Source organism: Candidatus Allofournierella merdavium (assembly GCF_944382735.1).
GTDB classification, from domain to species: Bacteria; Bacillota; Clostridia; order Oscillospirales; family Ruminococcaceae; genus Allofournierella_A; species Allofournierella_A merdavium.
The window spans coordinates 87,117-101,848 of the sequence record NZ_CALWND010000009.1; the positions used below are offsets into that span (position 1 = coordinate 87,117).

Annotated in this window: 14 protein-coding genes and 1 pseudogene; 12 read left to right on the forward strand and 3 right to left on the reverse strand. The window is 66.6% G+C overall.

Annotated features, from left to right (window positions below; genetic code table 11):
- Nucleotides 1-14: 14 nt before the first annotated feature.
- The 6 genes and pseudogenes from nagZ to ACH2A7_RS09045 all read left to right on the forward strand — a co-directional run bounded on the left by nagZ (nt 15) and on the right by ACH2A7_RS09045 (nt 5,994).
- Nucleotides 15-1,568, forward strand: a complete 1,554-nt coding sequence (gene nagZ / locus ACH2A7_RS09020; RefSeq protein WP_394961496.1) for a beta-N-acetylhexosaminidase — start codon at nt 15-17, stop codon at nt 1,566-1,568.
- Between the two features lie 13 nt (nt 1,569-1,581).
- Nucleotides 1,582-2,511, forward strand: a complete 930-nt coding sequence (locus tag ACH2A7_RS09025) for a BadF/BadG/BcrA/BcrD ATPase family protein (RefSeq protein WP_394961497.1) — start codon at nt 1,582-1,584, stop codon at nt 2,509-2,511.
- A gap of 28 nt (nt 2,512-2,539) precedes the next feature.
- Nucleotides 2,540-3,031, forward strand: a complete 492-nt coding sequence (locus ACH2A7_RS09030; RefSeq protein ID WP_394961498.1) for a GNAT family N-acetyltransferase — start codon at nt 2,540-2,542, stop codon at nt 3,029-3,031.
- Nucleotides 3,032-3,113: 82 nt separating this feature from the next.
- A complete protein-coding gene (locus ACH2A7_RS09035) occupies nt 3,114-4,166 on the forward strand; it encodes a M42 family metallopeptidase (protein ID WP_394961499.1) in 1,053 nt (350 codons plus the stop codon).
- A 54-nt stretch (nt 4,167-4,220) separates the two neighbouring features.
- Nucleotides 4,221-5,219: pseudogene (gene fucI / locus ACH2A7_RS09040) on the forward strand (L-fucose isomerase); the annotation flags it as partial.
- A gap of 358 nt (nt 5,220-5,577) precedes the next feature.
- A complete protein-coding gene (locus ACH2A7_RS09045; protein ID WP_394961589.1) occupies nt 5,578-5,994 on the forward strand; it encodes a hypothetical protein in 417 nt (138 codons plus the stop codon).
- Nucleotides 5,995-6,061: 67 nt separating this feature from the next.
- Here ACH2A7_RS09045 and ACH2A7_RS09050 read toward each other — a convergent pair whose 3' ends face one another.
- Nucleotides 6,062-7,054, reverse strand: a complete 993-nt coding sequence (locus ACH2A7_RS09050) for a LacI family DNA-binding transcriptional regulator (protein WP_394961500.1) — start codon at nt 7,052-7,054, stop codon at nt 6,062-6,064.
- Between the two features lie 349 nt (nt 7,055-7,403).
- On the opposite strand from ACH2A7_RS09050, the gene ACH2A7_RS09055 reads away from it, so the two are divergent.
- From ACH2A7_RS09055 to ACH2A7_RS09080, 6 genes are all read left to right on the forward strand, one after another.
- Entirely contained in the window at nt 7,404-8,567 is a 1,164-nt protein-coding gene (locus ACH2A7_RS09055) for an ABC transporter substrate-binding protein (protein WP_394961502.1), read from the forward strand.
- Nucleotides 8,568-8,651: 84 nt separating this feature from the next.
- Nucleotides 8,652-9,494 carry an ABC transporter permease gene (locus ACH2A7_RS09060; protein ID WP_394961503.1) on the forward strand — a complete coding sequence of 281 codons (843 nt, stop codon included), beginning with the start codon at nt 8,652-8,654 and terminating at the stop codon, nt 9,492-9,494.
- Nucleotides 9,491-10,312: an ABC transporter permease gene (locus ACH2A7_RS09065; RefSeq protein WP_394961505.1), complete on the forward strand. Its 822-nt coding sequence runs from the start codon at nt 9,491-9,493 to the stop codon at nt 10,310-10,312. The genes ACH2A7_RS09060 and ACH2A7_RS09065 overlap by 4 nt, the downstream gene beginning before the upstream one ends.
- The gene (locus tag ACH2A7_RS09070; RefSeq protein WP_394961506.1) at nt 10,288-11,049 is read left to right on the forward strand and encodes an ABC transporter ATP-binding protein; all 762 of its coding nucleotides are present in this window, start codon (nt 10,288-10,290) and stop codon (nt 11,047-11,049) included. Before ACH2A7_RS09065 ends, ACH2A7_RS09070 begins: the two co-directional genes overlap by 25 nt.
- Nucleotides 11,050-11,065: 16 nt before the next feature.
- Complete coding sequence (locus tag ACH2A7_RS09075; protein ID WP_394961508.1) at nt 11,066-11,827, forward strand: ABC transporter ATP-binding protein; 762 nt, start codon at nt 11,066-11,068, stop codon at nt 11,825-11,827.
- Nucleotides 11,828-11,912: 85 nt separating this feature from the next.
- Nucleotides 11,913-13,397, forward strand: coding sequence for a lactate racemase domain-containing protein (locus tag ACH2A7_RS09080; protein ID WP_394961509.1), 1,485 nt, complete (start codon nt 11,913-11,915; stop codon nt 13,395-13,397).
- Between the two features lie 119 nt (nt 13,398-13,516).
- On the opposite strand, the gene ACH2A7_RS09085 is transcribed toward ACH2A7_RS09080, so the two are convergent.
- A complete protein-coding gene (locus tag ACH2A7_RS09085; RefSeq protein ID WP_394961510.1) occupies nt 13,517-13,714 on the reverse strand; it encodes a hypothetical protein in 198 nt (65 codons plus the stop codon).
- Nucleotides 13,711-14,724 carry a FeoB small GTPase domain-containing protein gene (locus tag ACH2A7_RS09090; RefSeq protein ID WP_394961511.1) on the reverse strand — a complete coding sequence of 338 codons (1,014 nt, stop codon included), beginning with the start codon at nt 14,722-14,724 and terminating at the stop codon, nt 13,711-13,713. Before ACH2A7_RS09090 ends, ACH2A7_RS09085 begins: the two co-directional genes overlap by 4 nt.
- Nucleotides 14,725-14,732: the final 8 nt, after the last annotated feature.

Consider the following 14,732-nt stretch of genomic DNA (forward strand, 5'->3'; position numbering starts at 1 on the left):
AAGGGAGAACGGATATGTCTTTGCTTGATGACCGCCGCAAGATCGGCCAGCGGATCGTGGCCGGGTTCCCCGGCCCCGCCATGAGCCCGGAGTTCGTGGAGCTGGTGCGCCGCCACAAGGTAGCCAACGTCATCCTGTTCCGCGCCAACGTGGAAGACCGCGCCCAGCTGCGCCGCCTGTGCGGCGAGATACAGGAGCTGGTGCGCCGGGAGACCGGCGCCCCCGCCTTCATCACCATCGACCAGGAGGGCGGCATGGTCACCCGCCTCTCGCCGGACTGCGCCAACGTGCCCGGGGCCATGGCCTTGAGCGCCGGCGGCGGCGAGGAGGACGCCCTGCGGGCCGGGCGGGTCACCGGCCGGCAGCTGCGGGCGCTGGGGGTCAACTTCGACCTGGCGCCGGACATGGACGTGAACTCCAACCCGGCGAACCCGGTGATCGGGGTGCGCAGCTACTCCGACGACCCCGCCCGGGTGGCCCGCATGGGCACCGCCATGATGCGGGGCCTGCTGGAGGAGGGGGTGCTCTGCTGCGCCAAGCACTTCCCCGGCCACGGCGACACCGACGTGGACTCCCACCTGGGCCTGCCCAAAGTGGACAAGAGCCTGGAGGAGCTGGAGCGCACCGAGCTGGTGCCCTTCACCGCCGCCATCCGGGCGGGCATCCCCGGGGTGATGAGCTCCCACATCCTCTTCCCGCAGCTGGAGCCGGAGGGCAAGCCCGCCACCATGTCCCGGCGGATCATGACCGACCTGCTGCGCCGCAAACTGGGCTTTGAGGGCCTGGTGGTGAGCGACTGCATGCAGATGCAGGCCATCCAGAAGTTCTACGGCACGGTGAACGGGGTGGTGCAGGCGGTGAAGGCCGGGGTGGACCTGGTCTTCGTCTCCCACGACGCCGCCCTGGCGGGCCAGGCCGCGGAGGCCCTGCTGGAGGAACTGAACGCCGGCAAGCTGGACCGGGCGGAACTGGACGCCTCGGTGGACCGCATCCTGGCCTACAAGGAGCGCTACGCCCTGGAGCCGCTGCCCCTGGAGGAGTGCGGCACCCCGGAACAGATGGCCTTTGTGCGCGAGGCGCTGGACCGGTCGATGACGGTGGTGCACAGCCCCGCCGGCGGCATGCCCGCTTTGGGGGCGGCGCCCCTCTTTGTGGGCTGCCGGGCCTTCCGGCCCACCGAGGCATCCAACTCGGAGGACGCCTCCTTCAGCTTTGCCGAGACGCTGGCCGCCAGGCTGGGCGGCCGGGCGCTGGTCACCACCCCCGACCCGGACGAGGGGGAGATCGGGCAGGCGCTGGAGCTGGCGAAGGAGGCCAGCTGCGTGGTGCTGGGCAGCTACAACGGCCATCTGAAGCCCGGCCAGCGGGCCATGGCCCGGGCGCTGGCGGGGTGCGGCCGGCCCATGATCCAGGTGGCCCTGCGCAACCCCTACGACCTGGCGGACACGCCGGAGCAGGTGTGGGCGCTGGCGGCCTACGAGTACACCCCGCAAAGCCTGGACGCGGTGTGCCGGGTGCTGGCCGGCCGGCTGCGGCCCGCCGGCGTGCTGCCGGTGAAACTGAAATGACGAGGTGAGGGCCATGGAGGCAAGAGCTTACGTTGCCGGCTGGGACGGCGGCGGCACAAAGACCACCCTGGAGGTGCGGGACCCGGAAGGCGCGGTGCTGGGCCGGGCCGGGGCCGGCGCGCTGAACCCCAACGGCGGCGCCGCGGGCCAGACCGAACAGACCGTGGCCGCGCTGCTGGCGGAGATGGAGCGCATCGGCGGCCCGCTGGCCCAATGCCGGGGGCTGTGCGTGGGGGCGGCGGGGGTGTCCAACCCGGAGACCGGCCGCCTGCTGCATGCCGCCCTGGAAAAGGGCGGCTGGAACGGCCCGCTGCGCCTGGCGGGCGACCACGAGACCGCCCTCTACGGCGCCCTGGGCCGGGGCGAGGGGGCCATCCTCATCGCGGGCACCGGCTCCATCTGCTTCGGCCGCGCCGCCGACGGCCGCCAGCGCCGCTGCGGCGGCTGGGGGCACCTGCTGGACGACGGCGGCAGCGGCTATGCCGTCGGGCGGGACATCCTGGCCGCGGTGGTGCGGGCCGAGGACGGCCGCGCCCCCGCCACCTGCCTGCGGGGCCCGGCCCTGGAGGCGGTGGGTGCAAAGGACGTGCCCGGCCTCATCCGCTTTGTTTACAGCCCGGCCACCGGCAAGCGGAAGATCGCCGCGCTGGCCCGCCTGCTGGAGCCGGCGCTGGAGGCGGGCGACGAGGCCGCCAAGGCCATCGCCCGCCGGGCCGCCGAACAGCTGGCGGAACTGGCGGGCCCGGTGGTGGAGGGCCTTTCGCTGCAAGAGGGCGAGCTGGCGCTGCTGGGCGGCGTGCTCACCGGCTGCGGGCCGGTGCGCGATCGGCTGAAGGCGCTGCTGGCGGCCCGCTGGCCCGGCCTGCGGGTCATCCCGCCCCGGATGGACGCGGCGGCGGGGGCGGCCCTGCTGGCGCTGGAACTTTACGAAAAGCGGGCGTGAGCCCGGAACGAAAAAGGAGGAAACGACCATGCCGGATATGCTGGTAAATCTGCTGGACCTGCCCAGCGAGGCCCCGTGCCTGGAAAAGCTGCTGGAACAGGGCGTGCACATCCGCCGCGCCATGGCCCCGGACAAGTTCCGGGTGGTGGAGTGGGTGAAGGAGCACTCCAGCCTCAGCGGCGCGGGCGAGTGCGACGTCTGCTTTTCCCACACCCCCATCAGCTGCTTCATCGCCACCCGGGGCAACCAGATCCTGGGCTACGCCTGCTACAACGCCACCGCGCCGGACTTCTTCGGCCCCACCCGCGTGCTGGACAGCTGCCAGGGCCTTGGCATCGGCAAGGCGCTGCTGCTGCGCAGCCTGCGGGCCATGCGGGAGGAGGGCTATGTCTACGCCGTCATCGGCGGGGTGGGCCCCCAGGAGTTCTACAAAAAGTGCGTGGGGGCCATCCTCATCCCCGATTCCACCCCCGGCGTCTACCGGGATTTTCTGGGCGGGATGAAGCCCGACACCCCCTGACCGGCCGCCGCCCCCTTGCCAAGGGCGGCGTTTTTTTGTAAGATGGAGCCGAACACTGTTTGTTTGGGGAGGATGACACGCTATGAACGACGAAAAGAATCTGGAACAGGAGCAGCAGGCCTTCCTGCTGGACACCCTGCGGGCGCTGCTGGCGCAGGACAGCCCCAGCGGCTTCACCGCCGGCGCGGTGGAACTGGCGCAAAAGACGGCCCGGGACCTGGGCTTTGAGACCCGGGTCACCGGCAAGGGCAACCTGGTGGTGAAGGTGCCCGGGCGGGAGACGGGCCGCACCGTGGGCCTGTGCGCCCATGTGGACACCCTGGGGCTGATGGTGCGCTCGGTCACCGACAAGGGGATGCTGATGGTCACCCGGGTAGGCGGCCCGCTGATGCCCACGCTGGACGGCGAATACTGCCGCATCTACACCCGGGAGGGCAAGGTCTACACCGGCACGGTGCTCAGCCTCTCGCCGGCGGTGCATGTGCAGGACGACGCCGCCACCCGTCCCCGGGACGAGAAGAACATGGCGGTGCGCATCGACGAGAAGGTGCGCGGCAAAGAGGACGTGCTGGCGCTGGGCATCGCCCCCGGCGACTACGTCTGCTACGACCCCAAGACGGTGGTGACCGACAGCGGCTTTGTCAAGTCCCGCTTTCTGGACGACAAGGCCAGCTCCGCCTGCCTGCTCACCCTGCTGTGGCGGATGCACCGCACCGGGGCGCGCCCCCGGTTCGACACCTTCTTCACCCTCACCGTCCACGAGGAGGTGGGCCACGGCGGGTCCACCCTGCCCCCGGTGGACGAACTGCTGGCGGTGGACATGGGCTGCATCGGCGAGGATCTGACCTGCACTGAATACCAGGTGTCCATCTGCGCCAAGGACTCGGGCGGCCCCTACGACTACGGCATGGTCAGCCGGCTGGTGGCGCTGGCCAAGGCCGGCGGCGTGGACTACGCGGTGGACGTCTACCCCCACTACGGCTCGGACGTGGGCGCCGCCTGGCGCTCCGGCATGGACGCCCGGGGCGCGCTGATCGGCCCGGGGGTGCACGCCTCTCACGGCATGGAGCGCACCCATCTGGACGGCCTGAACGCCACCCTCCGGCTGGCGGGGCTGTATCTGGAACTGGCGTGAGCGCCCGCCGGGCGGCGCAAAGGGCGAAGGGAGAGGATCGGCATGGATGAGACGATGTTTCCGGGTCAGCGCCCCGCCATCGGGGTGCGGGCCATTGTGGACGGCCGGGACAGCCTGCGCCCGGCCCACACTGGGCCCGCCCGGGCGCTGGCCCGGCAGGTGTGTGAACTGCTGCGCCGGACCGTGCGCTACGGCGACGGCGAGCCGGTGCGGTGCGTGCTGGCCGACGAGGCGGTGGGCAGCGCGCAGGACGCCCTCCGGGCGCAGGAACAGTTCCGCGCGCAGAACGTGGGCGCGGTGATCAGCGTGGCCAGGGCGTGGTCGTACCCCTTCGAGGTGATGTGCCTGGACGACCGCCTGCCCCAGCTGGTGTGGGGCTTTTCCGGCAGCGACGCCCCCGGCACGGTGTTCATGGCGGCGGCCACCTCCACGGCGGCCCAGCACGGGCTGCCCTTCTTCAAGGTGTACGGCCGGGACATCCGCCCCGCCGCCGACACCCACATCCCCCCGGACGTGGCGCAGCAGCTGGTGCAGTTCGCCCAGTGCGCGCTGGCGGTGGCCACCATGCGGGGGCGTACCTATCTGCGGCTGGGCAACACCTGCATGGGCATCGGCGCCTCCATGCCGGACGAGCACTTCTTCCGGGCCTATCTGGGCATGCGGGTGCAGTCGATGGACATGACCGGCCTGCTGCACCGGATGCAGGCCGGGATCTACGACCGGCAGGAGTTCGAGACCGCCCGCGCCTGGGTGCGGGAACACTGCCGGGAGATGGAGGACCCCAACCCGCCGCAGCTGCGGCTGTCCCCGGCGGAAAAGGAGCGGGTGTGGGACGACAGCGTGCGCATGGCGCTGATCTTCCGCGACCTGATGGACGGCAACCCCCGCCTGGCCGACGCCTTCGGCCCGGAGGCCGCCGCCGGCCACGCCGCCCTGACCGCCAGCTTCCAGGGCCAGCGCCAGTGGACCGATTTTCTGCCCACCGCCGATTTTGCCGAGAGCATCCTCAACGCCGGCTTCGACTGGAACGGCCCCCGGCGGCCTCATCCGGTGGCCACCGAGAACGACGCGCTGCAGGCGGCGGCCATGCTGTTCGGCACGCTGCTCACCGGCGCGGCCCAGCTGTTCTGCGACGTGCGGGGCTACTGGAGCCCCGCCGCCATGGAGGAGCGGCTGGGCCGGCGGGGCGCGGACGTGCCCGACGGCTTTCTCTACCTCACCAACTCCGGCTCCATGGCGCTGGACGGCTCCATGGAGGCGCTGCGCGGGGGCAGCCCGGCGATCAAGCCCTTCTGGGAGCTCACGGCGCAGGACGCGGCGCGCTGCGCCGCCGCCACCCGCTGGGGCCCCGCCAAGCGGGGGGGTGTTCCGGGCGGGCGGCTTCTCCGCCTCCTTCCGCGCCCGGGGCGGCGTGCCGCTGACCATGGTGCGGCTGAACCTGGTGAAGGGCCTGGGCCCGGCGCTGCAGATCGCCGAGGGGCGCACGGCGGACCTGGAGCCGGCCCTGGCGCAGGCCGCCGCCCGCCAGACCGACCCCACCTGGCCCCAGGTGTTCTTCGTGCCCCGGCTCACCGACCGCTTTGCCAGTTCCAGCGTCTACCGGGTGATCGAGAGCTGGGGCAGCAACCACTGCGTGCTCTGCCCCGGCCATGTGGGCGGGCAGCTGGTGACCCTGGCCTCCATGCTGCGCATCCCCGTGAGCTTCCACAACCTCGCGCCCGAGCAGCTGATGCGCCCGGACGTGTGGAGGCAGTTCGGCGCGGACGACCCCACCGGCGCCGACTACCGCGCCTGCGCCGCCTTCGGGCCCCTGTACGGCCGCTATTGAGCAAAAAAACGCCCCGCCCGCGCACTGTGCGCGGGCGGGGCGTTTTTTCGTGTGGCGCTCTGGCGGCTCAGGCGCTCTGGCGAATCACCGTCTTGTAGGGCAGTTCCACCTTCATGGGGATGCTGTGGTGGCCCGCGATGCGGTCGATGAGCAGCCGGGTGGAGATGTTGCCCATCTCCGCCAGGGGCAGGCGGATGGTGGACAGGGCCGGCTCGATCATGGCGGCCTGGGTGATGTCGTCGATGCCGATCACCGCCGGCAGCGGCTCGTCCGGCCGCAGCCGCTTGAGCGCCTCGATAAAGCCGATGGCGCTCACGTCGTTCACGCAGAACACCGCGGTGGGCCGGTCCTCCGAGACGATGAAGCGCCGGGCCGCCTCCCGGCCGCCCTCGGCGGTCTGGGGCACGTCGAACACATAGGGGGTGTCCATGTCCAGGCCCACGTTCTTCACCGCCTGGCGGTAGCCGAAGTAGCGCACGTCGCCGTTGCACTCGCCCACATAGCCGATCTTCTTGTGGCCCTGGGCCAGCAGGTGCTGCACCGCGGTGCGGGCGATGTGCTCGCCGTTGCAGTACACCTGGTCGATGTCCAGCTGGTAGGGGTTCATGCCGGTGCAGGACAGGTTCTTGCAGATGGCCCGCAGGGAGGTCAGGTTGTGCACCTTGCACTTGCCCAGCAGCACCAGGCCGTCCACCCCTTCCAGCCGCCGGGGCTCCTCCAGGGCGGTGCGCAGCATCAGGGTCTCCCCCAGCTGGTGCCCCTCCCGCAGCACGGTGGCCCGCACGCTCTCCTCGATGCGGGCGTAAAACTCGTCCTCCAGCGACTCCAGCCCCCGGGCCATCACAATGCCGATGCGCCAGCTTCTGCCCGCCGCGGCCTCCGGCGAGCGGCCGGTCTTGAGGCTGGCCGCGGCCCGGTTTTTCTGGTAGTGCAGCTTCTGCGCGGCGGCCCAAATCTCCTTCTCGGTGGCGGAGGAAGCGAACTTCCGCCGGCTGTTCAGCACCCGGCTCACGGTGGAGACGGAATAGCCTGTCATCTCCGCGATTTCCTTCAGTCCCATAAAAACCTCCCTTTTGCTGTGACGCAAACGTTTGCATTTGGGCAATCTGTAAAAAAGCGGCAAATTCATGTGTCAAATGCACTAAATTTCGGGGAATAAATTGTACAAAATGTTCGAGTTTCTGTGATTTTAGTATAGCAAAAAACAAGGAAAAGTGCAATATTTTGGGAAAGACGCAAACGTTTGCGGTTCTTCGCGTTGCATCCGCCATACGCCCGTGATAGAATTTCGTTGAGGAAATCGTTCGAAAAATGCAACTTGATGCAATAAAATGTCACGAATTGCGTGATTTGGACGAAAAAGGCAAATTTCATTGTGTTCTATTGTGTTCTAAGGAGGAAAGTACATCATGAAAAAACTGGTTGCCACGATTCTTGCGCTTTCCATGGCGCTCAGCCTGGCCGCCTGCGGCGGGAACAGCCCCGCCAGCACCGCCAGCACCGCCGGGTCCGGCTCCACCGCCGTCACCGAGGCCGGCGAGACCACCTATGGCCTGACCCCCTTCGCCGAGCGGCAGACCCTGCGGGTGGGCTACTTCGCCGGTTCCGCCCACGCCATCCCCTTCTACATCGCCGAGCAGAAGGGCATCTTCGATGAGCTGAACATCGACATCGAGTACGAGCCCTACACCAACGGCCCCGCCATGATGGAGGCCAGCAGCAGCTGGGATGTGGCCACCGCCGGCGCCGCCGGCGACCTGGTGGGCATGCTGGGCTACGACCTGATCTGCATCGGCTCCACCGACTATGAGACCAACATGGGCCTGTTCGTCCGCGCCGACGGCCCTCTGGCCGACAAGAAGGCCGAGGACTGGAAGGGCACCACCTGGCTGTACCCCAGCGGGACCAACGCCCAGATGGTGCTGGGCGGCGAGCTGGACAAGATGGGCCTGACCTTTGACGACATCGAGTCCGTGAACATGGACATCGCCAGCGCGCTCACCGCCTTCAAGGGCGGCCAGGGCGACGGCATCGCGGTGTGGAACGCCATCGCCACCTCCGCCGAGGACGCCGGCTTTGTGCGTGTGGACGACGCGGGCAGCCTGGGCATCACCGTGTTCAACGGCTTCATGGCCACCCCCGAGGCGCTGGCCGAGCGCCGCGACCTGGTGAAGACCGCCTGGGAAGTTTACTACCTGACCTGGCAGTGGTGCAACGAGTCCGACGAGAACATGGCTGAGGCCGTGGCCTACTATCTGGAGAGCTGCGAGAACGAGGGCATCGCCTGCGACGAGCACATCGCCGAAGTGGTCATGAGCTACTGCGCCATCCCCACCCTGTCGGAGGCCGTCTCCATCATGACCGAGACCAGCCCCGACGACCAGGGCCTGTACACCTCCCGTGACCTGCTGCAGGCCGAGAAGGACCTGCTGGTCACCATGGACTTCCTGATCAGCATCGGCAAGTACACCAGCGATGACCGCAACACCATTCTGGACAATCAGATGGTGGACAACTCCATCGCTACCGAGTGCCTGGCCGATCTGGATGCGCTGGGCGTTCAGTACAACTGATGAAATAAGCATCAGCCCTTCTCTGCCCGCGATTTGCACAAAATCGCGGGCAGAATTTTAAGAGGAAAGAGAGGAGAACGATTCATGAGCGTTGTCCCTGAAAGCGACAAACAGGCGGCGGTGGAACAGCGGATCGCCATGGTGCAGAAGAAAAAGCGCCAGGAAAAACGCACCTATCTGCTGCTTTCCATCCTTGGTATCGCCGTGTTTCTGGGTGTGTGGGAGCTGGCGTCCGACCTGAACCTGGTGAACAGCCGGTATCTGGCGGCGCCCTCCACCATTTTGAAGCTGTTCTTTACGAAACTCACCGACCCCAACCCCGACGGCGCCGTGCTGGGTGTGAACGTGCTGGCCAGCCTGCAGGTGTCGCTGACCGGTTTCTTCCTGGCCATCATCATCGGCATCCCCCTGGGGCTGCTGATGGGCTGGTACGGCGGGTTTGAAAGCTTTGTGCGCCCCATCTTCGAGCTGGTGCGCCCCATCCCGCCGGTGTCCTGGATCCCCCTCACGATCGTGTGGCTGGGCATCGGCCTGCCGGCCAAGGCCTTCATCGTGTTTTTCTCGGCCTTCGTGCCCTGCGTCATCAACGCCTACACCGGCATCAAGCAGACCAGCCCGGTGCTGATCAACTTCGCCAAGACCTGCGGCGCCTCCAACTTCACTACCTTCTGGCGCATCGGCATCCCCTCGTCCATGACGATGGTGTTCGCCGGCGTGCGGGTGGCGCTGGGCAACGCCTGGGCCACCCTGGTGGCCGCTGAGATGCTGGCTGCCTCCTCCGGCCTGGGCTACATGATCCTGATGGGCCGCCAGTTCGCCCGCCCGGATCTGATCCTGCTGGGCATCGTGGTCATCGGCGTGATCGGCGTGATCTTCACGGCGATCCTCGGATGGGTAGAGAACAAAGTATTGGGGTGGAAAAAATGAGCAAAAAAAGTGCAGAGATCGTTCTCAGCAAGAGCGAGCTGCAGGAGCGGCGCAGAAAGATCCTCTACCGCATCCTGCCCGTGGTGTCTGTGCTTTTGCTGATCATCGCCTGGGTCGTTGCCTCCGGCGGCGACCAGTCCGCCTTTCCCTCGCCCATGGCCGTGTACGAGCGGTTCTTGAAATTCCTGGAAAAGCCGGTGCAGAAGCTCAGCCTGGGCCAGCACATCCTGGCCAGCCTGGGCCGCGTGCTGGCGGCGCTGATCTCCTCCTGGGTGCTGGGCATCTCCTTCGGCATCCTCATCGGCTGGAACAAAAAGGCCAACGCCCTGCTGGGGCCCATCTTCACCGCTTTCCGCGTGGTGCCGCCCCTGGCCTGGATCCCCCTGATCACCATCTGGTTCGGCACCGGTGAGTTCCCCAAGATCCTGGTGGTGTTCATCGGCGCCGTGATGCCCGTGGTGGTGAACACCCAGGCCGGCATGAGCAATGTGGACCAGCAGTATCTGGACGTGGGCCGCATCTTCAACGCCAACAAGCGCCAGCTTCTTCTGGACTTCGCCATCCCCTCCGCGCTGGACGCCATCTTCGCCGGCGTGCGCACCTCGGCCAGCGCCGCCTGGATGGTGGTGCTTGCCGCCGAGATGCTGGGCGGCAAGTCCGGCGTGGGCTTCCTCATCACCCGCGGCATGGAGTCGGGCGATCTGCCCCTGGTGCTCCTGTCCATGATCTGTATTGGTGTGATCGGCGCGATCCTGGCCATCGCGATGCAGCTTATTGAAAGGTGGGTCTGTCCTTGGACGGTAAAAAAATCAAACTGAGCCTGGAGCACATCTCCCAGAGCTACATTCTGAACAACAAGGCGTTTGACGCCGTGCAGGACGTGAACTTTGACGTGTACGACAACGAGTTCCTGGTGATCCTGGGGCCCGGCTACTGCGGCAAGACCGTTCTGCTGAACATCCTCAGCGGCCTGGAAGCGCCGGTGGAGGGCACGGTGCGGCTGGACGGCGAGGTGATCACCGGCAGCGACCCCCGCATCGGCATGGTGTTCCAGAAGACCTCGCTGCTGCCCTGGAAAACGGTGATGGAAAACGTGGAGGTCGGCCCCAAAATGGCGGGCGTTCCCAAGGAGGAGCGCCGCAAGACCGCCCAGAAGTACATCGACATGGTGGGCCTGCAGGGCTTTGAAAAAAGCTATCCCAGCCAGCTGTCCGGCGGCATGAAGCAGCGCGTGGGCATCGCCCGCGCCTACACCAACAGCCCCGAGATCCTGCTGATGGACGAGCCCTTCGGCGCGCTGGACGCCCAGACCCGCTACGCCATGGAGGAGGAGGTCCAGAAGATCTGGCAGAGCGAAAAGCGCACCATCATCTTTGTGACCAACAACATCGAGGAGGCTGTGTATCTGGGAGACCGGATCGTGCTGCTGAGCAACCGGCCCGCCCATGTAAAGGCGATCTACGACATCGACCTGCCTCGCCCTCGTGACACGGTGTCGGAGGAGTTTCTGCGCATCCGCAAGGAGATCTCCGACAACACCGACCTGGCGCTGTAAATAAGGAGGCAACAACATGGGTGAACAATTTGTGCACAACCCCGAGTACAAGGTAGAGGTGCGCAACCTGACCAAGAACTTCGGGGACCTGAAGGTGCTGAACAACATCTCCTTCAACATCAAAAAGGGTGAGTTCGTCTGCGTGGTGGGCCCCACCGGCTGCGGCAAGACCACCTTCCTGAACCTTTTGACCCGCATCATCCAGCCCTCCTCGGGCGATCTGTACATCGACGGCGAGCCCGCCGATCCCCACAAGCACAACCTGGCCTTCGTGTTCCAGGAGCCCTCGGCGATCCCCTGGAAGACGGTGGAGCAGAACCTGCGCTTCGGCCTGGAGCTGAAAAAGCTGCCGGAGGAGCAGATCCGCGAGCGGGTGGAAAAGATCATCAAGCTGCTGGGCCTGGAGGAGTTCCGCAACTCCTACCCCCACCAGCTGTCCATGAGCTGCGCCCAGCGCGTGATCATCGGCCGCGGCTTCGCCATGAACCCCGACCTGCTGCTGATGGACGAGCCCTACAGCCAGATGGACATCAAACTCCGCTTCTACCTGGAGGACGAGGTCATCCGCCTGTGGCGCGAACTGGGCAGCACCGTGGTGTTCATCACCCACAACATCGAGGAAGCCACCTACCTGGCCCAGCGCATCCTGATCCTGTCCAACAAGCCCACCACCATCAAGGAGGACCTGTATGTGGACCTGCCCCACCCGCGGGACGTCACCGATCCGGAGTTCATCCGCATCCGCAAGTATGTGACCGACCAGATCAAGTGGTGGTAAATCAAACCGCGAGGGCTGCCGCTCCGTTCCGGCGCGGCAGCCCTTCTGTGTGCACGGCACGCGAAAGTATAATGAGGTGAGAGCAATGAAACTGGATTTTGAATACGGCCACGGCCTGATGAGCGCCGAGCTGCCCGACACCACCGACGTGTTCATCCCCGGTACCACGGTGGCGGACCCGCCCTGCATCCCCGAGGACAAGCTGGAGGAGGCGTATCTGGAGAGCCTGCGCAACCCCATCGGCATGAAGCCGCTGAGCGAACTGGCCTTCCCGGGGGCGAAGGTGGTGTTCATCGTGCCCGACCGGGTGAAGGGCGGCGAGCAGCCCACCAGCCACCGGAAGGTGAGCATCAAGCTCATCCTGAAGGAGCTGTACGCGGCGGGGGTGAAGAAGGAGGACATTCAGTTCATCATCTCCAACGGCCTGCACCCGCGGGCAAAGCCGGAGGACTACAAGGCCATCTTCGGCGAGGAGCTGTTCCGAGAGTTCTGGCCCACCCACCAGATGACCAGCCACGACTCGGAGGACCCGGACAACATGATCGACCTGGGCACCACCAGGCGGGGCGACCCGGTGTTCATGAACAAGACGGTGTTCGAGGCGGACCTGCCCATCCTGATCGGGCATGTGCAGGGCAACCCCTACGGGGGCTATTCCGGCGGCTACAAGCACTGCGCCACCGGCATCACCAACTGGCGGTGCATCGCCAGCCACCATGTGCCGGAGGTGATGCACCGGGACGACTTCACGCCGGTGAACGGCGGCAGCCTGATGCGCCACAAGTTCAACGAGATCGGCATGCACATGGAGGAGAAGATGGGGCATCCCTTCTTCTGCTGCGACGCGGTGCTGGACACCAAGAGCCGGCAGATCGCCATCTACTCGGGCTACGCGGCCGAGATGATGCCGGAAAGCTGGAAGATCGCGGACAAGCGCACCTATGTGCACTGGGCGGAAAAGAAGTACGACGTGCTGGTGTTCGGCATGCCGCAGAAGTTCCACTACGGCGACGGCATGGGCACGAACCCCATCATGATGATGCAGGCGCTCAGCGCCCAGGTGCTGCGCTTCAAGCGTGTGATGAGCGACCGGTGTGTGATCATCTGCTCGTCCATCTGCAACGGGTTCTTCCACGATGAGCTGTGGCCCTACCTGCGGGCGCAGTGGACGGACTTCCAGCACGACTACATGAACACCCTGCCGGACATGAACCGGCTGGGCGAGTACTACGCCACCAACGAGGAGTACATCCGCAAGTACCGGTTCACCAACGCGTTCCACCCGTTCCACGGGTTCTCGATGATGAGCTGCGGGCACATCGCGGAGATGAACACCAGCGCCATCTACATCGTGGGGGCGCAGGAGCCGGGCATCGCCCGGAGCATGGGCCTCAAGACCCGTGCCACCTTCGAGGAGGCGCTGGCGGACGCCAAGAAGAAGTATGTGGGCGAAAACCCCAACATCCTGGCGCTGCCCCAGACCTTCAAGCTGGCGGCGGTGCATCTGTGCATGAAAGACCCCAGCCGGGACTGCATGGACGAGTACGGCCATCACCCCTGCTGCGGCTGAACCAGAGAAAAAACGGGAGCGGACCTGAAAGGGTCCGCTCCCGTTTTTTGGCCGTGACGGCCTTCGGAGAGAGAAAATGCCCGTTGGCAGCGCCGCGTTTCGCGGCGGGGATGGTGTTGTCAGCGGGGGGCGTGCTTTTCGCAGCCCGGACAGCCGCCGCAGCAGCCGCCGGAACAGCCCCCGTGGCAGCCGGAGCAGCCGCCCGCGTCGGGGCAGCCGATGCAGCCCTTGCCGCTTTTCTTCGCCCGGTAGACATAGAGGGCGGCGGAGAGCACCGCGGCGGCGATGAGGCCGCCGGCAATGAGATCGGCCATCATGCGGCGCTCACCCCCTTCAGGGAATAGGTCTTCTCCAGCGAGCGGTCGGCCCGCAGGCACAGCCAGGCGAGCACCGCCCCGAAGACGGCCACCGCGGCCAGGCCGGGCAGCGCCCCCGCGCCGAAGCTGCCGGTGGTGAAGAGGGTGCCGAACTGGTAGACCAGCACGCCCACCGAGTAGCCGGTGCCCAGCTGCAGGCCGATGCCGGCCCACAGCCACTTCGCGCTCTTCATCTCGCTGTTCATGGCGCCGATGGCGGCGAAGCAGGGCGGGGTGTAGAGGTTGAACATCAGGTAGGCCAGGGCCGCCACCCGGGTGATGGCCAGGATGCCCGCCACCTGGGCGCCCGAGCCCTCGATCATGGCCAGTTCGTCGGTGTCGATGAAGTTTTGCAGCCCCACGAAGCAGACCGCCAGGGTGCCCGCAAAGGTGAAGCGCCGGCGGTCGGCCTCCTCCACCGCCTTCTTGTCGGTCAGTTCCACGCCGCTCTGCACATAGGGGGCCTTCTGCCCCCTGCCCCGCAGGGCGGCCGCGGCGGCCACCGCCTCCCCCAGCCCTTCGCCGGAGGTGGAGACCGTTTTGACCACCGGGCAGCCCAGCGCCGCCGAAAGGGCCGCCGCGTCGATGGCGGTGCCCTGCTTTTCACTGGCGTCGCTCTTGTTCAGCGCCACCACCACCGGCACCCCCAGCTCCAGCAGCTGCGTGGTGAAAAACAGGCTGCGGGAGAGGTTGGTGGCGTCCACGATGTTGATGATGGCGTCCGGTTTTTCGTGCCGCACATAGGCGCTGGTGATGCTCTCCTCCGAGGTGAAGGGCGACATGGAGTAGGCGCCGGGCAGGTCCACGGCGATCAGCTCCTCCCCTCCGGGGGCATAGGCCTTTTTGATGGGGTGCTCCTTCTTTTCCACCGTCACCCCGGCCCAGTTGCCCACCTTCTCGCTGCGCCCGGTGAGCGCGTTGTACATGGTGGTCTTGCCGGAGTTGGGGTTTCCGGTCAGTGCGATCCTCATAAGCGTTC

Excerpts from the sequence above, each read along its gene's own strand:
- nagZ (WP_394961496.1), top strand. The coding sequence starts at position 15 with ATGTCTTTGCTTGATGACCGCCGCAAGATCGGCCAGCGGATCGTGGCC.
- ACH2A7_RS09080 (WP_394961509.1), top strand. The coding sequence starts at position 11,913 with ATGAAACTGGATTTTGAATACGGCCACGGCCTGATGAGCGCCGAGCTG.
- ACH2A7_RS09060 (WP_394961503.1), top strand. The coding sequence starts at position 8,652 with ATGAGCGTTGTCCCTGAAAGCGACAAACAGGCGGCGGTGGAACAGCGG.
- ACH2A7_RS09075 (WP_394961508.1), top strand. The coding sequence starts at position 11,066 with ATGGGTGAACAATTTGTGCACAACCCCGAGTACAAGGTAGAGGTGCGC.
- ACH2A7_RS09090 (WP_394961511.1), bottom strand. The coding sequence starts at position 14,724 with ATGAGGATCGCACTGACCGGAAACCCCAACTCCGGCAAGACCACCATG.
- ACH2A7_RS09030 (WP_394961498.1), top strand. The coding sequence starts at position 2,540 with ATGCCGGATATGCTGGTAAATCTGCTGGACCTGCCCAGCGAGGCCCCG.
- ACH2A7_RS09035 (WP_394961499.1), top strand. The coding sequence starts at position 3,114 with ATGAACGACGAAAAGAATCTGGAACAGGAGCAGCAGGCCTTCCTGCTG.
- ACH2A7_RS09055 (WP_394961502.1), top strand. The coding sequence starts at position 7,404 with ATGAAAAAACTGGTTGCCACGATTCTTGCGCTTTCCATGGCGCTCAGC.
- ACH2A7_RS09085 (WP_394961510.1), bottom strand. The coding sequence starts at position 13,714 with ATGATGGCCGATCTCATTGCCGGCGGCCTCATCGCCGCCGCGGTGCTC.
- ACH2A7_RS09050 (WP_394961500.1), bottom strand. The coding sequence starts at position 7,054 with ATGGGACTGAAGGAAATCGCGGAGATGACAGGCTATTCCGTCTCCACC.
- ACH2A7_RS09065 (WP_394961505.1), top strand. The coding sequence starts at position 9,491 with ATGAGCAAAAAAAGTGCAGAGATCGTTCTCAGCAAGAGCGAGCTGCAG.
- ACH2A7_RS09025 (WP_394961497.1), top strand. The coding sequence starts at position 1,582 with ATGGAGGCAAGAGCTTACGTTGCCGGCTGGGACGGCGGCGGCACAAAG.